Raw genomic sequence first — 23,963 nt, 5'->3', positions numbered from 1 at the left:
TATTAGCCGGAACTCTGGTGAACTGATAGACTATGATAAGTTTGCATCTGATGTATAGAGGTACTGCTAAGGTTTTAATTGTCCCGAAACTCTCATATATTCCGATTCATAAATCTTATACTGAGTCTTTGCTTCAATCTGGTTACTGTATGCTTCTTGCCATTGTGCCTGTGCATCTAATAAATCGGTTAATGTGCACATGCTTACATCGTAACTGTTTTGCATATTACGTAAGTTTTCAGCTGCTTGTGACATTCCGATATTGGCAGTTTCTACTAGATTGTAACCATCTGCTATATTCTGAATAGCCTGTTGCAGTTCTATATTGAGTAAACGTTCGTTTCTCTGCAAGTCCAACTGAGCATTTTGGTAATTCAGTTTAGCTTTCTTTATTCCTTTCAGCCCTTTTCCCCATCTGAAAAGAGGAACGCTGATAGATGCCATTAGCATGGGAGATCCATCTTTATATTCCTGTTTGAAGGGCGTTCCGTCTTCCGCTTGTCCGGCAAGTTTGAGATTACCGTAGTAAGAATATTGAGCGGAAATTCCGAAAGTCGGGAGGATATCGGCACGTGCCACTTTGATTTGCTGCTTTTGGGCTTCTACCTGATTTAACAGTAATCTGTATTCGGGACGCATAAGAATGCTACTTTCCAATTGCTGAGGTGAGGTGATTTCTATATTTGTCTCAGTAGCTTGGATGGTGGTATGAATATCAACTCCTAATGTACTACATAAAGACATTCGGCAAAGTTCAACTCCATTTTTAGCTTTCTTCAATTGATAAAGTATCTGGCTACGTTTGGAATCTACCCGTAACAGGTCAGCCTGAGTAGCCATTTGGACTTCCACACTCTTGGCTATTTGATGATACAATTCGTCCAGCTGCTTTTGATAAGCTTCCAGTTGTTTAACTTTTTCCCCCACAGCAATGTATGTCCAATAAGCATTATCAGCTTCGGCGATAATATCCATCTCCGTTTTTCGGAGTGATTCTTCTGCACAATCTACACCAATTTTGGCAAGTTTGTTGGAAGCAACGATTTTTCCACCGGTAAATATGGGCTGGGTCAAGGTGAGTCCTGCCAGATATGTTCCACGCATTTGCAGTTCTGCACCCATCAGGTCCATATCTTTGCGGTAGATACCAGTTAATGAACCTTCTAGTTCGGGAAGATATGCGGCGAAGGCGATTTCTTTATCTAGTTTTGCCTGTCTGTAAGAGTTTTCCGCTATCTTCATTTCTTCATTATTCTTCAATGCCATTTTCCGGCATTCTGCTTGAGAAAGTTGAAGTTGGGCGAAGGCAGGCAGATTGACTGCCAGCCCAATGCTATCCATAAAATAGTCCTTTTCATATACTCAGGGATATTCTTTTATTCATTAGTAGTTTTAGTTGTTTTAGGTCGTGTACGAGGTGGTGTGATATGGAAGAAAGCCGTATAGAACAGAGGCAAAAGTGCCAGTGTAATAATGGTTCCCATAGCAAGACCACTCATAATGGTGACCGCCATCGAAGCGTACATTGGGTCTGTGACTAATGGCAACATACCAAGAATCGTGGTAACAGAGGCCATTATAACTGGGCGAGTACGTGAGACTGTCGCATTGATTACCGCATCATAAGGATGCTGTTGCTCTTCGTTGGTGAGACGTGTAATTTCGTCCACCAGAACGATGGCATTTTTAATCATCATTCCCATCAATCCCATCACCCCGATAATTGCCATAAATGTGAATGGCTGTTTGCTTAGGAGCAATGCCGGAGTGATACCGCAGAGAACGAACGGAAAGCAAAGCAAGATGAGAATCACTTTCTTCCAGTTGCTAAATAGCAATAATAAGATGGTTAGAATGATGAATAGAGTAATTGGTCCGTACTTCATCAACCCTTCCATGGAATCACCCTGTTTGGCAATTTCTCCTGACCAGCCCATAGTATAACCTTCCGGTAACTTAATCTTGTTGATTTGGTCTTCAATATCTGCTTTCACTTTGGCTGGAGTCGCTTCCCATTGTGTATAGTCCGGATCACATTCTGCTTCAATATGACGCGAACCGTTCACGCGAAGTATCATCTGTTCTTCCCAGCCAAGGTCGATATTATGGGTGACATTACTCATAGGTGCACTTTTATACATATCATCCTGAATGGCTTCGGAGCTTTTGCTACCTGTAATCAGTTGGTTGATATCGTTATCGTCCACCTTAATATTAATGTCTGTCCATACCGGAATATCGTTCAGATCTTGAATCTTACTTCCGTCTGCATTACGAATACGGAAGTTGAGCATTACCTGCTGGTCTTGATCATTGATCACACCACAAACCATTCCGTCGGTAGCTGCCTGTAATGCGTTCCCAATATTAGCACGACTGATGCCCGAGCGGCGTGCTTCTTGTTCCATGTATTGAGCGGTCAGTGCTTTGCCTGTCGGTTTCCAGTTGTTTTGTACCGAATAGGTATCTACATATTTGCATTTACGCATAATCTCTTCAGCTTGTCCGGCAAGATCACGGAGCACGGCAGGGTCGGGGCCTGTAAATTCCACCTCGACAGTGTGCGTGCTTGATATAGAGAAGTTGTATTTACGTGCACGGATATAGGCATCGGGATAACGTTCGCGCAGTTGTTGGCGTATTTTGGGAAGTTCTTCTACCACTGTCTCATAATCGGGACAGTCGATAATCAACTCCCCGTAACAACCTCCACCACTTGTCATTGGACGAACTAGGCAATAGCGGCAGGTGCACTTCCCATTGAAGCGGCTACTCGTTCTACGTTCGGGTTTTCCTTCACCAGTTTGCTCATTTCCAGTAAGTCCAGTTTCACTTGCTCAGGATTAGTTTGATAAGGGGTAAAATATTCGATGACGAATTGTTTGTAACTAAAGTCAGGAAAGAACAAATTTTTGATCTTGGTCATACCGAGGAATGAGGCTATCAACACTACCACTGAGATACCTATAGTCAGCTTTTTATAATTAATTAGTTTGATGATAATCTTTCTGACGGCCTGTTGCATCTTGCCAATTTGCTCTTCATATCCTACTTTGCGTACATGAAGTGGCAATATGTATTTGGTAAACATCGGGACTTGAGTCAGTGCTAATATCCAACTGACGAGCAGACTGACACAAAGCACAAGGAATAAGTCTCGGGCATATTCTCCGGCGGTATCTTTGGATAAGAATACGTTCAGGAACGCAGAAGCTGCAATTAGAGTTGCTCCTAATAACGGCATAGCGGTTGCTTTACAAATACGATAAAGATAGACTTTCGGTCCTAGCCCTCGTGTTCGGTCTACCAAGATACCATCGATGATAACAATGGCATTATCGACTAGCATACCCATTGCAATAATAAAGGCACCCAACGAAATACGTTGCAACGTTGTGCCGCACATCAGCAGGATGGGGAAGGAGCCGGCAATAGTCAATATCAGACCGATACCGATAATCAATCCGCTTCGGAGGCCCATTGTGAAGATGAGGGCAATGATAACAATAAGAACGGATTCCACCAGATTGACCATGAAGGAACTAATTGCTTCGTCTACTTTATCTGGTTGGAAAAAGATTTTCTCCATATCCATTCCTACCGGTACATTGGGCATGATTTCTTTCAGTTTGGCTTCCACTGCTTTTCCAACGTCCGGCACGATAGCATCATTTTCCATAGAGATGCAAATAGCCAATGCTTGTTCACCGTCTACAAAGAAGCCATTTTCTTGCGGATCTTTATAAGTACGCTCTACTTCTGCAATGTCACCGATACGCATTTGCTTTCCGTCTAAAGTCTGGACAATCAGATTCTTGACATCTTCCACGCTCTGTGAGCGATTGGTGATTCGTAGCTGTATTTTCTGGTCACCGTCCTGATAGTTTCCTGCATCCACTGTTTTAGTAGCGTCTTGCAGCACACTCATGATTTGTGTCGGGATAATACCGTTGCGGGCTATCTTTTCTTTTGATAAGGTAATGTTGATTACTTCATCCCGGTTACCATAAATGTTGATTCTCTTTACGCCTTTGACACCAAGTAATTCTCGGCGGATCATCTTGGCGTACTTGTACATTTCCGGATATTCGTAACCGTCGGAAGTCAGTGCATAGAACATGCCGTAGACATCCATCATATCGTCAATTACAATTGGTTCATAACATCCTTGCGGTAGTTTGTTTACGGCACCGCTTACTTTACGGCGGAGTTGGTCGAAATGCTGTTCGATAGCTGTCATCAGTACTGTTTCCTGAAATTCAACAGTAATCTGTGCCATTCCTTTGGTACATTCCGAACTGATTTTCTTTACGTTAGGGATCGTGCGCAATTCATCTTCCATGACTTGTGCAACTTGCAATTCTACTTCGTGTGCTGTGGCTCCAGGATATACGATTACGACCATCGCTTGTTTTACTCCGATAGCGGGGTCTTCGAGTTTCGGCATTTGCACGAAAGATAGTACTCCTGCAATGAGTAGAGCTGCCATTAGCGACCAGAACAGTGTCGGGCGCTTGATGAAATATTCGGTTAAGGCAAATTTCATTAGAATAATCCTCCTACATTGGTTTTGTCTGATTCGGGAAGCACATGCACTTTCTCGTTTTCGGTGAGTGAATGTACTCCCGCTTTGATAATTTGTTCATTACCTTGAATACCTTCTGTGATGATGGCTTTTCCTGTGGTATCTATTCCTTGCAGTTTTATTTCACGTTTGCTGACGGTGGAATCATTTCCTAATACCCATACATAACTCTTCTCCTGTTCGCTAAAAATTGAGTTTACCGGAAGGGTAAATCCGGTTATGTTCGGTTGCGCATCTGTCAGCGAAATATTTACCACTACGTTCATACCCGCCGTAAGTTTGGTAGAGTGATTGTCGGTGAGAGACAAGAGCATTTTATAAAGTTGTGTACTGCTTGCTTTCTGGTTAATACTGATGAGCGTAAGAGGATGGCTGACATTTGGTGACAGCGAAGAAGCACAAGAGAAGCCTGAAAACTTATCCTGCTGCATATATAGGCTGGCAGGGATATCAACTTCTACTTCAATTTTAGAAACATCCAGCAAATTGACAATGGGCGAACCGGCTTGTACCATTTCCGCTTTTTCGTAATTTACCGTTTGTATATAGCCGCTAACTGGGGCCTTTAGAGTTGTGTACTCCAGTTTATTCTTATTTATCTGTAATTGTACCCGAAGCTGTTCCAGTCCTGCGACTGCCTTTTCGTAGTCATTTCCGTTAAGACTCTTTGCCTCGTACAATTGTTTCATACGTTCCACTTCGTTTTTCATCTGATCGTATTGAATCTGATAAGCGTCTACGCCGAGTTGATAATCTTCCTGATCCAACATTGCAATAGTCTGTCCTTGACGTACAAAATCACCTTCTTTTACTAAAATCTTATCAATTTGTCCGCCGGTTTTGAATCCTAGGCTAATTTCCCGCGATTCCTTTACTGTTCCCGATAAACTTTTATAAGATACATTACCTAACGCTACTGGTTGGACTAGTTTTACACTTCGTACGAACTTCTCTTCCTTGTTGGTATTACAAGCTGCCAGTAATAAAATCATTGCTGGCATAAACCACCTTTTTACATTCATTGTTGTCGCTTTTTGTTTGATTGAAAAATAATCATTTCATTTTCGGCTGCAAAATTCTCTCTTATTTAGGTATGATTCAAGGTAAAAAGGAATGCTTTTTTGGTCATTTGGTTGAATAATATGGATTTTATATTCCAAATAGATTAAATTTGTCGTCGATTATTCTAATTTTTATATAAACATGGACCAAAATATCTTTTTGCTTGATATCTCACATCTCGCCGAAATAGACATGGCTACTTTTATTGAAGGAAAGATTGTATTGTTGGATAATATCGATTCACCTTCTGCAGGACAAATGGCACAACAGCCGCACAATAGTTTTCCGGTGCAAGCCAGAATGTCTATGGTGTTATTCTGTCTGGAAGGAGAACTACAGATTAGAATTGCTTTGAAGGAATATGTTCTGCATCCGAATATGTTTGTAATCATCATCCCCGGAATTATTTTCGAAGTACTTTCTACTTCGGATGATTTTCGAGGATTCATGGTGGCTACCCGGAATGATTTTATGCCTGTTACAGAGAAGACAATGCAAGTGATGTCTTTTTATAAATGCTTGCAGGAAAAATACTGTTTTACTTTTGAAGAGAAAGATGTGCCGGAGTTTGTGAAGGTATATCGTGCTATAAAGGAGACTCTGTTGGATGAGGAACATCCTTTCCGAATTTCTATTTCACAATCATACGTTCAGATTATGTATTATCGGATGGCACCGGTGGTGATCAAAGAGGCAGAGTTGCAGTCGAAGTATCCACGTACACGCCAGGAAGAGATTTTTTATAATTTTATCAGTGCAGTGGAAACGCATTATCGGAAGGAACGGAGTGTGAAGTTTTATGCGGATTTGCTGTGTCTTTCTCCTAAATATCTTTCTTCTGTTATATATAAGGTTAGTCAGAAATTGGCGGGAGAATGGATTGATGGTTATGTGATTCTGGAGGCGAAAACATTATTGAAATCGGGAAAGTTGACCATCCAGCAGATCAGTGAACAATTGAATTTTCCGAATCAATCTTTTTTCGGGAAGTTCTTTAAGCGGTGTGCGGGGATGTCTCCGAAAGAGTATAAAAATAAATAGTTGTATGCTCTTAATAAGTTTTGTCCTGAATGGTTAGGACATGGAATCTTTTGGATTGTAGTACAAGAATGGTTGGGAACATGTACTAGAGTTAGGTAACTGAAGTACTAGACTTGGACGATTGAAGTACTGGAGCAGGTTGGAAGAAGTACTAGAGTCAGGTGACTCTAGTACTTCTTTGACTTTAACTATAGGCTATGATTCTAATTATATTAGTTTATTCTTTTAAAATCTATAGGAAGATCATTTTCAATCTATTCGATCTTTTTTTCAAACATAACGAGGTTTGATAGTAATCTATTCGATGTTTTTTTCGCAAATAAGGCTTGTTTTTAGTAAATGAAAATACTTTTGGTCATAGTCATATTTTGACGTATTATTCTGATATATAGTTAGTTGCATTGCGCCGTCTTTTTTGATATGAAATTTAGCTATCATTCATAGCTCTTGTTGGCACTATTTCAATAGCTGCAATTCTGTATGTTTGATCCGTTTATTTTTTCTATGTTTTTGCATCTCTAAATTACTATAAAAAAGAAGCTTCATCGTAATTGGTTGTATGCCAACCGGATATGATGAAGCATGACAGAGGGTATGAGCGATTTAGAAACGGCAACGGAGATCTATTCCTAATTGTATCGGACGTCCTTGTTGCTTGAAACCTTTATCCATCGTTTCGAAATAGAATGCAGCGTAATTTTTGTTTAGCGCGTTGCGCGTCCAGAAACTGATCATGGCATTACCTACTTCGAAATTTACTCTACCATTCAATGTGCCATAGAAAGACTGACTTGCATTATTTTGTTCTGTCCAGTAGATACGTCCGGCAGCACTGTAGTTTGCTTGGAGAACGATTCGGTCGAAGATACAACGTGGGTTACATGTGAAAACATATTCACCACCTATATTCAAGGTGTGTTTAGGCACAAATGGTACATATTTACCATTGTAGTTTTCTTTCTCTTCGAGATTGCCTTCTGCATCTTCCTGCATAATCACGTAATTGGTAAAGGTAGCATACGTATATCCGTAGCTGGCGTTCAAGCTCAAAGCGTTTGTCAGACTGGCGCGAAGGGCGGCTTCGACACCATAACTACGGCTCTTTCCGGCATTGGTAGTGATACGTCCAAGACCACTTTTGGCAAATTGTGAAACTTGCTGGTCGCGTGTATCCATGTAGAAAGCGGCAAGATCTGCCCAAAGTTTACCTTCCCACAAAGTAAGGTGACTTCCTACTTCATAGTTCCAGGAATATTCAGGCTTGTATTGGGTAGCTTCGCTAACTTCCGGAAGTTTATCTTTTAGTTTTTGAATCATACCTGCCATTCTAGAGAAATTAGGATCGGCAGCTAATGCGTCTAACATTGAATTTTTTAGAGCACCGGTTGCCAGGTCGGAAAACATTTGAATGTTATAGCCTCCTGAACGATAACCTTTAGAGACTGTGGTGTATAGGTTATTTCCTTTTTTCCATTCGTATTGGATAGCGAACTTGGGAAGCAATTGCATATAGTCGGTAGATTCCTTGCCAATAAAAGAGCTCATAGCTTCCATACCACTACTGCTAAGGCTTGCTACTGAGAAATCGAAATTTAAAGGGTCGCTGACAGAGTTATAGTTCATTTTTAGTTTTTCATAGTCTAGTCGCAATCCGATAGTGGCTGATAATCCTTCGGTTAGAATATTATTAAAGGTGGATTGATGGAAAACTGCCCCGTTCAATATGGGAGTGTCAAATTTGCCACCTACTGTTAAAGTCTGATTATTGGCAGTCATTTTCATTGGAGGAGCGCCTGTTAAACCGCTAAAGATATCATTTGTTTTCTTTTCGATCATTGTTTTCACTCCATCCCTCCGAAATTGTACCGGACCACTTGTATGTAGCCATTGATAAAATCCGGAAACACCGGTAGCCCATTGCCAATTACTTCCCGGTTTCGATTTGAAAGTAATTTCTTCTGAGACCGTATTTGCTCTTTGTTTTTGTTCCAATATATAAATATCTTCTTCTGTAAAATCCTGATCAAGGAACATGCGGTCATTCAGGTTTTGGTAGCCGGTGGCTCCACTAAGAATGAAGTGATTAGCCTGGTATTCCAGATTTACTCCTGCATTCAATAGTCCACGACGGTAACTGCTACGATTGTCATAGGATATTTTACCAATATATTCCGGACGCTTTTCTTCTCCTGTTATGGCTCCTGTATATTCATAAGGATATCCACCTTGGTCACCATATTCATAATTGAGAGTCATGTCTACTTTCAATTTCTCCGTTGGAAGGTAGATTCCACGAAAGCGTCCACCGCCTGCATTACTACGGTCCACTCTTTCATTGTTACGCGCTACGTTTTTGAAGAACCCTCCTGTATGCTCATAAAATCCTCCAGTGGAAAAAGCAAATTTGTCGGAAATACGATGATAGTGAGTCAACGAAACATTGTAGTCATTATAGTCGCTGCTCCCATACGGATATCTGTTCCTTGATAAGTGAACGGTGATTTGGTATGTACTTTGATAAGCCCCCCATTGTGTTACGCCCGTAGAGTGTTCCCTGAGGACCGCGAAGAATATCAATACGTTCAATATCGCAATAATTGAAGTCGAAAGCAGACTTGTCGATATAGGGGATATTATCTACATAAAGTCCTACGGAAGGAGTATTGATGCGTGAACCGATTCCGCGAATATAAATAGAGGTAGTCAATTTAGAACCATAATCCGGAATGAATAGATTGGGAACAATGGCTGACAGGTTTTTGACTGATTTTATTTGATTGGCTTGCATGTCCTTTTGAGACAGGAGCGTTGAAGCCATAGGCAACTCGCGCAGTTTACGATTCTCTTTAGGAGCGGCAATCACTACTATTTCTTCAATATCTACCACTTTCAGTGAGTCTTTCGGGAAATCTTCTCCCCATGCAGTCCCTGTCGTTAAAAGAGTGAGGACAATCAAAATATTTTTTTTCTTCATTTGCAGTTATTTTGTCGGGTGCAAAGTAAAGACAAATATCCTAGTTAGTCAATCCTCATTTATTAGGATATTGGCTTCGGATAGTACATACTGTGATTATCCTGAACGATGTCTGATAAATACTCGTATACAATTCTGCATCTAAATACCGATTTCACTGTTTATATCCGGTCGGCTTCTACGTAGCCATTCATCACTGCATAGATTGTTAAACCGGATACAGATTTGATTCCGAGTTTTTCTGTAATATTTTTCCGGTGTGTAATAACAGTTGTTAAGCTGATATTCAGTTTGTCGGCAATCTCTTTGTTGATTAACCCCTTGGTGATGAGTACGAGTACTTCAATCTCACGAGGAGAAAGAATTTCCTGATGAGGCTCAACTGTATGGACTGGTGGCATATCTTTTACCGGATAACCGTTGTGATGAGCATGTTGGTGCAGTTTCAGAATATTTTTTACTAACTCCTCTTCGGGTTCGTAGATATTTAAAACCGGAATCCCGGAAAGTTGGAATTGTGGACTGTCACTTGCCAGTACAATTGTCTTTCGTTTTCGCGGAAGAAAAAAAGCATTGTGTTCTACGTAGATTTGTGCTGAAATAAAATAATGAGCATACATGTCTGGGGTATCATCCATTAATTCATAAAAACTGTGGAAAGTACGAATGATTGCCATTGGAATGATTTCTTCCAATATGGATTTTAGCCCCAGACAGGTGAGAGTATTTGTTTCTACAATCGCTATTTCCGGTTGATAGTTCATAGTTTTTATTATTTAAGTAACGTTTCGAAATCAATCTTATCAAAATCAACGTGAAACTCTTCCGGCATGTCAGTAGAATTCCAACAAATTGCATCAAGTAAAGGAGCTGTATCTTTAGCTATATATAACGTCTGCCATTTTCTTTCATTCCAGCTCCTTGGAAAGGCATCAGATAATGTATGTTTGGGGAAAGACTGTGGATGTTTTTCTCTAAGATACTTTAATTCGTAATCAAAATGTTCAACATCCCAATGATTTAATAGGTAAGTAGAAGCATAATTAAGTACCTGTTGGTAACTTTTCGATTGGCGGTCTCTTTCAATATAGGCATCCTCAAAACAGTAATTTCCGATTAATAATCCGGCAACTAGCATGATAAAAAGGATTGAGCGTTTCATAATCTTATTTTTGTGTTACTTATTTCTATATCTAATCATTTATATTTTAGTTTTCTGATAAAGAGCGGCAGCTTCTGCACATCTCTCCCCATCCACTCCTGCGGAAACAATTCCACCGGCATATCCGGCTCCTTCTCCACAAGGGAATAGTCCGCGGATAGTTACGTGCTGTAATGTTTCCTTGTCACGCACGATCCGGATAGGAGAAGAAGTACGTGTTTCCACACCAATCATCACAGCTTCGTTCGTCAAGAATCCATGACTACTTCTACCGAATTGTTGAAATCCAAGTGATAGTCGCTTGCTAATAAACTCCGGCATCCAAAAATGAAGCGGAGAAGAAATCAATCCCGGACTGTATGAAGACTCCGGCAAATCATAACTTAACTTTTTACGAGTGAAATCCAGCATTCGTTGTGCCGGTGCTGTCTGCCGTCTACCTCCTTGCAACCAACATTGTCGTTCCAATTCTTCCTGGAAATGCAAAACCGGAAGAATCTGAGAATGGATAACTGAAAGTTGATTATTTGTAAGAGACGGATTAAAAGCAAGCAATTGCTCATCCTGTTGTGCTGTCAAGTCTTCATTCTTAGTTCTTAGTTCGTCATTAACTATCTCTTCCGGTTGAAGTTCCACAACCATTCCCGAGTTACTCCATCGTGAACCACGATTAGAAGGAGACATACCGTTCACCACTACTTGTTCCGGTCCACTGGCTGCGGGGACAATGAATCCTCCGGGACACATACAGAAACTATATACTCCCCGTCCCTCTACTTGAGTGACAAAACTATATTCGGCAGCAGGGAGATATTTCCCTCTTCCGTTCTTATTGTGATATTGTATCTGATCAATAAGCATTGCCGGGTGTTCCAGACGAACGCCTACAGCAATTCCTTTGGCTTCAATCGTCACATTATTGGCTGCTAACCAGCGATATACATCTCTTGCAGAATGACCTGTTGCCAGTATTACTGGTCCTAAAAATGTTTTTCCTGTATTTGTCTCTATTCCTTTAACTTCGTTATTCTCAATAATTAAAGCATCCATCCGTGTCTGGAAATGCACCTCACCGCCGCATTCGATAATCGTATTTCTCATGTTCTCAATGACACGGGGCAGTTTATCCGTACCTATATGTGGGTGTGCATCCGCTAATATGGCAGTCGAAGCTCCATGCTGGCAGAATACATTCAGTATTTTATCAATATTTCCTCTTTTCTTGCTTCGGGTATAGAGTTTACCATCTGAATAAGCTCCCGCACCTCCTTCTCCAAAACTATAATTGGATTCAGGATTTATCAAGTGTTCCCGGCTGATTTGTGCCAGATCTTTTTTCCGTTCACGTACATCTTTTCCACGTTCCACAATTACCGGTCTCATTCCGAGTTCAATAAGACGTAATGCTGCAAATAATCCTCCGGGACCTGCACCGACTACGATCACTTGTGGCTTTCCTTCTACATTATTATATATAGTATGTTCATATTCATCGTCTGTAGGCATCTCATTGAGGTAGATGCGGACTTTCAGATTGACAAAAATCGTACGTTGGCGAGCATCAATGCTACGTTTTAATATACGGGTAGCAGTTATGTTACGGAGATTCAGCCTTTCTCTTTCACAAGATATTCTTTTAACAGTTGTTCGTTAGCTGCAATTTCAGGGAGAATGCGGAGTTGATATTCTTGGATCATTAATAATCGATTTATGATATGATTACGTTTTCTAGCTTATTTAATTTTATCCGAATAATGCCCGGAAAGCTTCTTCAACTTTTCTTACCGGCACTAATTCTATTTTGAGTTTTTGGGTATCTATCCCTTGCAGATTATATTTGGGCAATAAGAATCGTTTGAAACCAAGCTTTTCTGCTTCTCCGATACGTTGTTCAATGCGGTTTACCGGGCGTATTTCTCCTGACAAACCGATTTCGCCTGCCATACAAACTTCCGGTTCGATAGCTGCATCCATATTGGAAGAAAGGATAGCACTGATAACTGCTAGGTCAATGGCCGGATCATTTACTTTCAATCCTCCGGCAATATTCAGGAATACATCTTTTTGTGCGAGTTTAAAACCTACACGCTTTTCGAGAACAGCCAATAGCATATTCATTCTTCGTATATCAAAGCCAGTTGCCGAACGTTGCGGATTTCCGTAAACAGCAGAACTGACTAGAGCTTGTGTTTCAATCAGAAACGGACGGACTCCTTCGATAGCGGAAGCAATAGCAACACCGCTCATCCCTTCATGATCCTGACTTAGTAATAGTTCCGAAGGATTACTAACCTGGCGCAAACCATCCTGACGCATTTCATAAATACCCAATTCCGCTGTACTTCCGAAACGATTTTTGATGCTACGGAGAATACGATACATATAATGTTGGTCTCCTTCGAACTGAAGGACAGTATCTACGATATGTTCCAGCACTTTCGGTCCGGCAATACTTCCTTCCTTATTTATATGTCCGATTAACAATACCGGAGTATGAGTCTCTTTGGCAAACCGAAGAATAGAAGCTGAGCATTCGCGTACCTGAGCAATGCTTCCGGGAGAAGATTCTATATTTTCTGTAGAAATGGTCTGAATCGAATCGATAATTACCAGATCAGGACGGGTATTTTTTATATGTACATAGATTTGCTCCAATGATGTTTCGCAAACAATGAGGCAGTCGCTGGAAACTTCAGACAGGCGATCGGCGCGAAGCTTCAATTGCCGGGCACTTTCTTCTCCAGATATATAAAGAATCTTTTTTTCCGGCATTCGGAGTACGGTTTGCATCACTAGGGTAGATTTACCGATTCCCGGTTCACCACCGATCAGTACTAAAGAGCCCGGTACAAGTCCGCCGCCTAATACGCGGTTTAATTCATCATCGTGCATATTAATACGTGGCTCGTCATCTGCTTCTATTTCGCCGAGAGTAAGTGGCTTCGCTTTCTGAATCTCGATGCCGGAAACCGGGCGTCGGTTCGTTGGCTCTTTTCGTACAATCTCTTCCACATACGTGTTCCACTCTCCACATGATGGACATTTTCCTACCCATTTGGGAGACTCTTGCCCGCAGTTATTGCATACATATACTGTCTTTTCTTTAGCCATTATTTTGTAATTCAGGTTAGAAAATAACCTTGCTCAGGTTGCTTTTTGGACAAAAGTAAGTATAAATACCTCAAAACACAAAACAAATCTCATCGATTGTTTGTAAACTGGCTGAGAAAATTATTCGGTTAAAAAAGATGGCTCTGACCTTCTTACCGTTAAATCGTTATTTCTCCAGCCATTGATCGATTCATGCGGTCACGTACCTCATCTGGTGTATAACCATGTCCCAGTAGGAACATTAATTTGGTGACTGCTGATTCGGTTGTACTGTCATAACCGCATACAACTCCTGCTTGTAGCAATTGATACCCTGTTTCATACCGTTCCATTTCTACCATTCCGGCATTGCATTGTGTTACATTGACTATCACAATTCCTTGTGCACTAGCCTGGCAAAGCCGCCGTATAAACCACTCTTTTCGTGGAGCATTGCCTGAACCGTATGTTTCGAGTACCACAGCTTTTAATCCTTCAATTCCCAGTATTGTAGCAACCACATTTTCCTGAATACCAGGAAAAAGTTTAAGTACTACCACATTGGTATCCAGTAAATAATGAGGTTTTAATTTCTGTTTCTCTTTATAAGAACGAATCTGCACATTATTATATTTAATATGGATACCTGCTTCCGCCAATACCGGGTAATTAAACGAACGGAACGCATTGAAATTCTCCGCGTTCATTTTTGTAGTACGGTTTCCTCTCATTAAATGGTTTTCAAAGAAAATGCAGACTTCCGGTACAAGAGGTTTCCCTTCTTTGGTTTGTGCGGCTGCTATTTCAATGCTTGTCATTAGGTTTTCTTTTCCGTCCGTTCGTAATACTCCGATGGGGAGTTGAGAACCGGTCAATATAACGGGCTTTTCCAGGTTTTCCAACATAAAACTTAATGCAGAAGCAGTGTAAGCCATCGTATCTGTACCATGCAAAATAACAAAGCCATGATAACGGCTGTAATTCTCGTGAATGATACGTACCAGTTTTCTCCACATGTCCGGTTCCATATCCGAAGAATCCATAGGAGGATCAAACTGATAGGTGTCGATTGGGAAGTTGAATTTGTGTAGTTCTGGAATATGTTTTTGCAGTTGTTCGAAATTGAAGTTTTCGAGTGCGCCTGTTTCGGTGTTTTCGATCATTCCAATCGTGCCGCCGGTGTATATTAACAATACGGAAGTATATGGTGAATTCATTGGCTGGTTTTATGCTTATATTTTCTGCAAATATAGCAATATAATCCATATTTAATAACAATATGTCATAAAAGTGCGTGGGCCTTTCAGAGAGTGAGAAAGAGCAAAGATTCTTTTTATTAGAAAAATATAGAAAAATGTGATAGATTGAATGTTTTTATTATTACTTTTGCGACACTTATCAGAAACAATAGTAGAACAAAGGACAATGATGAATTGCTATCCACATACAGTCACATCCATGTGCATGTGCACCATGACCCTTAGGGGTTGAGGATAGTTTTGTGTATCTACGTGATTCACGCCTTGGAAAAAGGCAAAATTCAATTTATAATATTTTCGTAAAACAACCAATCGTACTGTATTTTAAGATATATACAGGACATTGCATTTAAATAAGTATCTTCATGAAAGTAATGAAATTCGGCGGAACGTCCGTAGGTTCCGTGAACAGCATTTTAAGCGTAAAGAGAATTGTTGAGTCGGCAAGTGAGCCGGTAATCGTAGTTGTTTCCGCATTAGGAGGCATCACTGACAAATTGATAAATACATCGAAGATGGCAGCAGCCGGGGATTCTGCTTATGAAGGTGAGTTCCGTGAGATTGTTTATCGTCATGTGGAAATGATAAAAGAGGTTATTCCTGCCGGGAAAGGGCAAGTGGCATTGCAACGTCAGATCGGTGAGTTGCTAAATGAATTGAAGGATATTTTCCAGGGGATTTATCTGATAAAAGACCTTTCGCCGAAAACTTCGGATACTATTGTAAGTTATGGTGAGCGTCTCTCTTCTATCATCGTTGCCGAATTGATTGACGAAGCTGAATGGTTTGACTCGCGCACTTTTATTAAGACTGAAAAAAAACATAATAAGCATACTATCGATGCTGAACTGACTAATGAGTTGGTAAAGAAAACTTTTCGCTCCATCCCGAAAGTAGCTTTGGTGCCGGGATTTATTTCATCCGATAAAATGACGGGAGACGTGACGAACCTTGGTCGTGGCGGTTCGGATTATACGGCTGCTGTTATAGCCGCTGCGCTTGATGCGGATGCTTTAGAGATATGGACAGATGTGGATGGCTTTATGACTGCCGATCCGCGTGTCATTTCTACTGCTTATACAATTTCTGAATTAAGTTATGTAGAGGCTACCGAGCTTTGTAACTTTGGTGCTAAAGTCGTTTATCCGCCTACTATTTATCCGGTATGTCATAAGAATATTCCTATTTTAATTAAGAATACTTTCAATCCCGAAGGAGTAGGAACTATCATTAAACAAGAAGTTTCCAATCCTCACAGCAAAGCTATTAAAGGTATTTCTTCTATCAATGATACTAGTTTGATTACTGTTCAGGGGCTTGGTATGGTAGGTGTGATCGGAGTCAATTACCGTATCTTTAAGGCTTTGGCAAAGAATGGTATTAGTGTATTCCTCGTTTCACAGGCTTCATCCGAGAATAGTACTTCTATTGGTGTTCGTAATGCTGATGCAGATTTGGCTTGCGAGGTATTGAATGAAGAGTTTGCTAAGGAAATAGAAATGGGTGAGATTTCACCGATTCTTGCTGAGAGAGATTTGGCAACAGTGGCTATCGTAGGTGAGAATATGAAACACACTCCGGGGATTGCAGGTAAACTGTTTGGAACATTGGGACGTAACGGTATTAATGTAATTGCTTGTGCACAAGGTGCTTCAGAAACAAATATTTCTTTTGTTGTTGATGGAAAATCTTTGCGTAAATCGTTGAACGTTATTCATGATTCATTCTTCCTGTCCGAATATCAGGTACTCAATCTGTTTATTTGCGGTATCGGAACTGTAGGAGGAAGTTTGGTAGAACAAATTCGTAGCCAGCAACAAAAGTTGATGATGGAGAACGGATTGAAATTGCATGTAGTAGGTGTTATCGATGCTGCAAAGGCTATGTTTAGTCGTGAAGGCTTCGATTTAGCTAATTACCGTGAGGAGTTGAAAGAGAAAGGAAAAGACAGCAATCTTCAGTCTATTCGTGAGGAAGTGATTGGCATGAATATTTTTAACTCGGTATTTGTAGATTGTACGGCAAGTGCAGAGATTGCATCACTCTATAAGGACTTCCTGCAACATAATATATCTGTAGTAGCTGCCAATAAGATTGCTGCTTCTTCGGCTTATGATAATTATCGTGAATTGAAAACAATTGCTCGTCAGCGTGGAGTAAAATACTTGTTTGAGACAAACGTAGGCGCGGGACTTCCGATTATTAATACGATTAATGACCTGATTCATAGTGGGGATAAGATTCTGAAAATTGAAGCTGTACTATCGGGTACATTGAACTATATTTTTAATAAAATCAGTGCTGATATTCCTTTTAGCCGTACAATAAAGATGGCGCAGGAAGAACGCTATTCTGAACCCGATCCACGTATTGATTTAAGTGGTAAGGACGTTATTCGTAAATTGGTGATTCTTGCACGTGAAGCCGGATATCGTATTGAGCAGGAAGATGTTGAAAAGAATCTCTTTGTTCCGAATGATTTTTTTGATGGTACGTTAGAAGACTTTTGGAAGAAGGTTCCAAGTCTTGATGCTGATTTCGAGGCTCGTCGACAGGTTTTGGAGAAAGAGCATAAACACTGGCGTTTTGTAGCTAAACTAGAGAATGGAAAAGCTTCTGTCGGTTTGCAGGAAGTAGACTCCAATCATCCGTTCTACGGATTGGAAGGCAGTAACAATATTATCTTGCTTACTACGGAACGTTATAAAGAATATCCGATGATGATTCAAGGATACGGTGCCGGTGCCGGAGTAACGGCTGCCGGAGTATTTGCTGATATCATGAGTATCGCAAACGTCTAACATCATTCTACATTCTAAATTAAGTAAAAGTGAAACATATTATTATATTGGGTGACGGGATGGCCGATTGGCCGGTGAAGTCATTAGGGGGAAAGACGCTTTTGCAATATGCAAAGACGCCATATATGGATAAATTGGCCCGAATGGGGCGAAACGGGCGGTTGATGACTGTGGCCGAAGGATTTCATCCGGGTAGTGAGGTAGCTAATATGTCTGTATTGGGGTATGATCTTCCAAAGGTATACGAAGGTCGCGGACCATTGGAAGCGGCTAGTATCGGCATTGATCTACAACCGGGAGAGATGGCTATGCGTTGTAATCTGATTTGCGTGGAAGGGGATATTTTGAAGAATCACTCTTCCGGTCATATTTCTACGGAAGAAGCGGATGTCTTAATTAAATATCTGCAAGAGAAGTTGGGAAATGACAAAGTACGCTTTCATACGGGGGTACAGTATCGTCATTTGTTAGTGATTAAAGGAGGGAATAAGGAATTGGATTGTACGCCTCCACATGATGTTCCATTGAAACCTTTCCGCCCGTTGATGGTAAAGCCTTTAGTTTCGGAGGCCAAGGAAACAGCAGACTTGATTAATGATTTGATTCTAAAGTCTCAGGAGTTGCTGAAAGATCATCCATTGAATAAGAAAAGGATAGCAGAAGGCAAAGATCCTGCAAACAGTATCTGGCCTTGGAGTCCTGGGTATCGTCCGCAGATGTCTAAACTTTCCGAGACTTTTCCACAGATAAAGAAAGGAGCTGTTATCTCAGCTGTGGATTTGATTAATGGAATTGGTTATTATGCCGGACTACATCGTATTACCGTAGAAGGTGCCACCGGACTTTATGATACGAATTATGAAAATAAGGTAGCTGCTGCATTGGAGGCTTTGAAGACCGATGATTTTGTTTATCTACATATTGAAGCCAGCGATGAGGCTGGTCATGAAGGAGATATCGACTTAAAACTTCTGACGATTGAGAATCTGGATAAACGTGCTGTTGGACCTATTTATGAGGCTGTGAAGGATTGGGATGAACCGGTTGCCATTGCTGTATTGCCCGACCATCCGACTCCTTGCGAGCTTCGTACTCATACTGCCGAACCAGTTCCGTTCTTTATTTGGTATCCGGGAATTGAACCTGATGAAGTAGAGACTTTTGATGAAGCGGCTGCTTGTAATGGTAGTTACGGAATTATGAAAGAAGACGAGTTTATAAAAGAATTTATGAAATGATTCACAACGGGTTATCTAGATTATTTTCAGCTATTTGGTAGCTGTGTAAATCTGTATAATTTGTGTTGAACTCTAAAATATAGTATAATGAAATATTACAGTACAAATAAACAAGCACCGATGGCTTCTTTACAAGAAGCTGTGGTGAAAGGACTTGCTGACGACAGAGGACTTTTTATGCCTATGACTATAAAACCTCTGCCGCAGGAGTTTTACGATACAATTGATACATTATCTTTTCAGGAAATAGCTTATCGGGTAGCCGATGCTTTCTTTGGTGAAGATATTCCGGCAGATGTTTTGAAGCAGATTGTATATGATACATTGAACTTTGATGTCCCTTTAGTGAGAGTTACGGAGAATATCTACTCGTTAGAGTTATTTCATGGACCGACACTTGCTTTCAAAGATGTAGGTGGGCGTTTCATGGCTCGTTTACTGGGTTATTTTATCAGGAAAGAAGGACAGAAAAATGTGAATGTATTAGTTGCTACTTCCGGTGATACGGGAAGTGCTGTGGCTAATGGTTTTCTGGGGGTAGAGGGAATTCATGTATATGTACTTTATCCAAAAGGAAAAGTTAGCGAGATTCAGGAAAAGCAATTTACTACATTAGGACAGAATATTACGGCTCTTGAAGTAGATGGAACTTTCGATGATTGTCAAGCATTGGTGAAAGCTGCTTTCATGGATAAAGAACTGAACGAGCATTTATCTCTGACCTCGGCTAACTCCATCAACGTTGCCCGATTCCTGCCCCAGGCATTCTATTATTTCTATGCATACGCTCAGTTGAAGCGTGTCGGAAAAGCTGATAATGCCATCATTTGTGTGCCTAGTGGAAACTTTGGTAATATCACTGCCGGCCTATTTGGAAAGAAAATGGGATTGCCTGTAAAACGCTTCATTGCTGCTAATAATCGCAACGATATTTTCTATCAATATTTGCAAACGGGTGAATATAAACCTCGTCCGTCTGTTGCAACGATTGCAAATGCAATGGATGTAGGTGATCCTAGTAATTTTGCCCGTATTCTTGATTTATACGGAAATTCTCATGCGGATATTACTGCTGAAATCTCCGGCGCGACTTACAATGATGAGCAAATTCGTGAAACTGTGAAAACTACTTGGAAAGAACATCATTATCTGCTCGATCCTCATGGAGCTTGCGGATATCGTGCTTTGACAGAAGTATTGAAACCGGGAGAAACAGGAGTATTTCTTGAAACGGCTCATCCTGCCAAATTCCTTGAGACAGTAGAGGGTATCATTGGGGAGACTGTCGAAATTCCGGCTAAGCTACAGGCTTTTATGAATGGAGAAAAGAAGAGTTTGCCGATGACGAAGGAGTTTGTGGGCTTTAAGCAGTATTTGCTTTCTATCTGATATCTTCTGATACATAAGGAGGAAATTTTTCGTCACTTTACTCCTCTGAATAACAAGAAACTATTGACTGTCACTTAGCTAAAAACTTAGTAGTTGGTAGCAAAAAACAGTCTATAAGGACAAAGTATTATTCTCACCGCAATGAGAATAAATACTCATAGTAACGAGAATTTTTTCTCAATGCAATGAGTATTTTTTCTCATAGTGGTGAGAATTTTTTCTCATAGCGATAAGAATGCTTTGAGAAAATAATCAATTGTAAATTGCTTCGTACTGATGCTAAAATGAATCTTCTGAAGCCCCCATTATATAGCTTTTCGCTCCGAAAAAATATAAGTATACGCAACGTAGAATAGTTTGTTGCAATCTAAATCAAAATATTAAGTATCAAAGAAAATATTTTGCTCTACTTTATGAATCCCATTAGATTCTGAACAAACCTTTGATTTCGTCATATTTAAGTTGATAACTACGCTCTTTTACTGTTTTCCAGGACAGTGTTTTGCCTGCATATTTTATAGTACAGTTACCTCCGGCTTTTGATAGAATAGTAGCTTCTTTCAATTTACCATTTTCCCATACCATAGCTATCTCAAAATTTCCTTTTGCGCATAGACCGCTAATAGAACCATCTTTCCAGGCATCCGGTAAAGCTGGCAACAGCTGAATAAAGCCTAAATGACTTTGCAGCAGCATTTCAGTAATTCCCGCTGTTCCGCCAAAATTTCCGTCAATTTGAAAAGGGGGATGAGTATCCCATAAATTATCCAATGTCCCGTTTTTTAGCAGATTGCCAAATAAAGTATATGCATGGTTTCCGTCTTGTAAACGTGCCCATTGATTCAGTTTCCATCCCATGCTCCAGCCAGTAGCACCATCACCCCGATGTACAAGTACTACTTTAGCTGCTTTTGCCAATTCCGGAGTAGTAATTGGTGAAAGGGTACGGCCCGGATGTAGTCCGAACAAATGATTCACATGGCGATGTTCATCCTTCGGATCGTCGATATCCACCGACCATTCCATCAACTGCCCGTAGCGTCCGATTTGGTAAGGTGCCAGATTGGCTAGAATGTGTTCCCACTGTCTCCGTTCCTTTTTATCCACTCCTAATACTTTGCTTGCTTCGATGGCATCTAATAAAATTTCACGTATTACAGCGTGTACAAAGGTGGCTCCCTGATCAATGGGACCATGCTCGGGAGAGGTAGATGGAGCAGCAGTATAAGTACCGTCGGGTTTGTGCCACAAGTAATCGGCAGCAAAATTCGCACTGCTTTTTATCAGTTCATACCCTGTCTCTTTTAGAAATTTCAGATCTCTCGTATAGTCATAATACTCCCAGATATGGGTAGCTAGCCAAGGCCCTGCCATGGGATTGAAGTTCCACGACATACTCTGACTTTCCAGCGGGGTGGTAAATCCAAAGATATTGGCGGAGATAGAAGCTGTCCATCCTCTTGCTCCAAAGTATGCCTGTGCTGTTTTCTCACCTGGTTTCACTAATGTACGGATGAAATCTACCAAAGGTAGCATACACTCGTTCAGATTAGTGGAACAGGCAGGCCAGTAATTCATCTGTATGTTGATATTATTATGATAATCTACAGACCAAGGTCCACTTATATTATTATGCCAGATTCCTTGTAGATTAGCCGGCATATTGCCTGGGCGGGAACTGGAAATAAGTAAATAACGGCCAAACTGATAATACAGAGTTTCTAAATAAAAATCCGGTTGTCCTTGTCGATAGTTCTTCAACCGTTGTCCGGTTGGTAAATTATCTGTTTTCATGGCAGGGTTGAGGCTAAGCTTAACCCGGTTGAATAAAGCGGCATAATCCTCATAATGTTGTTTAAACAAAGCTGTGTATCCTTTAACTGTGGCATTGTCTATCCATTGACGGGTGGTTTCAGCCGGATTAACCCCGACATACGTTTTCGGATCTTTAAAGTCCGGATTAAAGTTAGCCTTGTAGTCAGTATCTGCTGAGATATAAAACACAACTTCGTCTGCTTCTTTGACGATCAGCTTTCCATTCTCATTTGTCAGTTGCCCGCCTTTGGTTTCTGCTTGGATCCGAACTACATATCTCATACCATTATTATTCAAAGCAGCAGTATACACTAAACCGTTTTTACCGTCCGCTTTCATTTCTCCACTGGAGACCGGATTAGGAGCATAACTGAAAATCAGATTCTGCATTCTCGGATGGTCTGCACTGAAACGCATCACCATTACGTTTGCCGGATAAGAAATAAAGTAATTACGTTGATAAGCCACATCATCTTTTTTAAACTGCACTACCGCCAAAGCAGAATCCAAAGATAAGATACGCTTATATTCGCTCATATGGAGGGTATTCAATCCGGTTTCTACATAAAATTCTCCCATAGTTGTAAAACTACCAAAGCGATAAGGCTTTTCTCCACCGGGTTCGTAGGCTACTTCGCTGTTGAAATTGAGTTGAGTCAGTCTCTCTGCTTTTTGTTGATCTCCTTCTGTGAATGCTTTCCGTATTTCGTCTAAAACATGGGCAGACTGTTTGTTGATGTTCCAATAATAATCTGCTCCCTTCGCTGTATTAGGGCCTCCCCGCCAAAGTGTTTTCTCATTAAAAGTAATGCGCTCCGCTTCAACAGAGCCCATAATATTCGCACTAATGTTACCATTTCCAATAGGCAATGATTTTGATTCCCAGCTGGGGTCTTGATTCGTATTGGTGTTTCCAGCTACTTCCAGTTCATCTTGAGTTCTCGATATATCTGGTCTTCCATTGTACCAGACGGCATATCCTTGCAAGGTATTAGGGGTGTCAAACCAAATAGAAAGTCCCTGTGTGTAGTCGGGTTCTTCTGCCTGAAGCCCGGAGAAAGATAGACACGCATTGATAAGAAGCAGATAGAGTTTTTTCATTTTCATAGTATTAAAAGTCTGTTTTACTTTATAAACTGTACAAAGTTAAATAAATGCTTTGATTTATAAGCTGGTGATATAAGAAAAATCATGATCCCTCCCTCTCTTTTCAGTATGAAGGTTCTGGTATACGAATTATAAAATAACAGCTTAATGCGATGCTACAAATTATATGCTGCTAGATTATGCTTACAAAACTTAGTAAATAAACTCAAAACAGATTCTTATTCTCACGCTTCGGTCCATTTATAATTGTTAGTCTTTCTGTTAGTAATCATATTATTGTGATTACAATTCCTTTAGATTTGCTGGCGTATTATGCTTACATATGCTATTGTCTAGCTAATAGTTATTAGTTAAATAGTATAAAATACTAATATTATATTTGGTATTCATAATATAGTTAGTATATTTACATTGTAATAACGCGTATGGTTAGCAAATAC

The 23,963-nt window shown here is 40.4% G+C and carries 13 protein-coding genes and 2 pseudogenes; 4 read left to right on the top strand and 11 right to left on the bottom strand.

Annotation, left to right across the window (positions count from 1 at the left end):
* Positions 1-66: 66 nt before the first annotated feature.
* Genes JCM17102_RS09095 through JCM17102_RS09085 form a run of 4 tightly spaced genes read right to left on the bottom strand, consistent with a single transcriptional unit; the run spans position 67 to position 5,607 of the window.
* Positions 67-1,341 carry a TolC family protein gene (locus tag JCM17102_RS09095; RefSeq protein ID WP_025074888.1) on the bottom strand — a complete coding sequence of 425 codons (1,275 nt, stop codon included), beginning with the start codon at positions 1,339-1,341 and terminating at the stop codon, positions 67-69.
* A gap of 35 nt (positions 1,342-1,376) precedes the next feature.
* A complete protein-coding gene (locus tag JCM17102_RS31465) occupies positions 1,377-2,723 on the bottom strand; it encodes an efflux RND transporter permease subunit (RefSeq protein WP_275564350.1) in 1,347 nt (448 codons plus the stop codon).
* Positions 2,724-2,731: 8 nt separating this feature from the next.
* Positions 2,732-4,546 carry an efflux RND transporter permease subunit gene (locus tag JCM17102_RS31460; RefSeq protein ID WP_275564349.1) on the bottom strand — a complete coding sequence of 605 codons (1,815 nt, stop codon included), beginning with the start codon at positions 4,544-4,546 and terminating at the stop codon, positions 2,732-2,734.
* Positions 4,546-5,607: an efflux RND transporter periplasmic adaptor subunit gene (locus JCM17102_RS09085; protein WP_025074887.1), complete on the bottom strand. Its 1,062-nt coding sequence runs from the start codon at positions 5,605-5,607 to the stop codon at positions 4,546-4,548. The genes JCM17102_RS31460 and JCM17102_RS09085 overlap by 1 nt, the downstream gene beginning before the upstream one ends.
* 181 nt (positions 5,608-5,788) lie before the next feature.
* Here JCM17102_RS09085 and JCM17102_RS09080 point away from each other — a divergent pair, with 181 nt between their 5' ends.
* Positions 5,789-6,688 carry a helix-turn-helix domain-containing protein gene (locus tag JCM17102_RS09080; protein ID WP_025074886.1) on the top strand — a complete coding sequence of 300 codons (900 nt, stop codon included), beginning with the start codon at positions 5,789-5,791 and terminating at the stop codon, positions 6,686-6,688.
* A 603-nt stretch (positions 6,689-7,291) separates the two neighbouring features.
* Here JCM17102_RS09080 and JCM17102_RS26925 read toward each other — a convergent pair.
* From JCM17102_RS26925 to JCM17102_RS09045, 6 genes and pseudogenes are all read right to left on the bottom strand, one after another.
* Positions 7,292-9,662: pseudogene (locus tag JCM17102_RS26925) on the bottom strand (TonB-dependent receptor).
* A gap of 161 nt (positions 9,663-9,823) precedes the next feature.
* Positions 9,824-10,426, bottom strand: coding sequence for a helix-turn-helix transcriptional regulator (locus JCM17102_RS09065; protein ID WP_025074885.1), 603 nt, complete (start codon positions 10,424-10,426; stop codon positions 9,824-9,826).
* An 8-nt stretch (positions 10,427-10,434) separates the two neighbouring features.
* Entirely contained in the window at positions 10,435-10,824 is a 390-nt protein-coding gene (locus tag JCM17102_RS09060; RefSeq protein WP_033886659.1) for a hypothetical protein, read from the bottom strand.
* A gap of 39 nt (positions 10,825-10,863) precedes the next feature.
* A pseudogene (locus tag JCM17102_RS26920) lies at positions 10,864-12,521 on the bottom strand (NAD(P)/FAD-dependent oxidoreductase).
* Between the two features lie 46 nt (positions 12,522-12,567).
* Positions 12,568-13,935: a DNA repair protein RadA gene (gene radA / locus JCM17102_RS09050; RefSeq protein WP_025074883.1), complete on the bottom strand. Its 1,368-nt coding sequence runs from the start codon at positions 13,933-13,935 to the stop codon at positions 12,568-12,570.
* A gap of 158 nt (positions 13,936-14,093) precedes the next feature.
* Positions 14,094-15,131 carry an asparaginase gene (locus JCM17102_RS09045; RefSeq protein ID WP_025074882.1) on the bottom strand — a complete coding sequence of 346 codons (1,038 nt, stop codon included), beginning with the start codon at positions 15,129-15,131 and terminating at the stop codon, positions 14,094-14,096.
* Positions 15,132-15,538: 407 nt separating this feature from the next.
* Between JCM17102_RS09045 and thrA the strand changes: the two genes are divergently transcribed.
* The 3 genes from thrA (at position 15,539) to thrC (ending at position 20,601) form a co-directional block, all read left to right on the top strand.
* Complete coding sequence (gene thrA / locus JCM17102_RS09040) at positions 15,539-17,974, top strand: bifunctional aspartate kinase/homoserine dehydrogenase I (RefSeq protein WP_025074881.1); 2,436 nt, start codon at positions 15,539-15,541, stop codon at positions 17,972-17,974.
* Positions 17,975-18,003: 29 nt separating this feature from the next.
* The gene (locus JCM17102_RS09035; protein ID WP_025074880.1) at positions 18,004-19,212 is read left to right on the top strand and encodes a cofactor-independent phosphoglycerate mutase; all 1,209 of its coding nucleotides are present in this window, start codon (positions 18,004-18,006) and stop codon (positions 19,210-19,212) included.
* A gap of 87 nt (positions 19,213-19,299) precedes the next feature.
* On the top strand, positions 19,300-20,601 hold the full coding sequence (thrC, locus tag JCM17102_RS09030) for a threonine synthase (protein WP_025074879.1): 1,302 nt from the start codon (positions 19,300-19,302) through the stop codon (positions 20,599-20,601).
* 423 nt (positions 20,602-21,024) lie between these two features.
* Here thrC and JCM17102_RS09025 read toward each other — a convergent pair whose 3' ends face one another.
* A complete protein-coding gene (locus tag JCM17102_RS09025; protein ID WP_025074878.1) occupies positions 21,025-23,517 on the bottom strand; it encodes a glycosyl hydrolase family 95 catalytic domain-containing protein in 2,493 nt (830 codons plus the stop codon).
* Positions 23,518-23,963: the final 446 nt, after the last annotated feature.

It is taken from the genome of Bacteroides faecichinchillae JCM 17102, assembly GCF_000614145.1.
Taxonomy (GTDB): Bacteria; Bacteroidota; Bacteroidia; order Bacteroidales; family Bacteroidaceae; genus Bacteroides; species Bacteroides faecichinchillae.
Note: the sequence above shows the minus strand (reverse complement) of the source record. Positions and strands in the feature narration are given on the sequence as shown.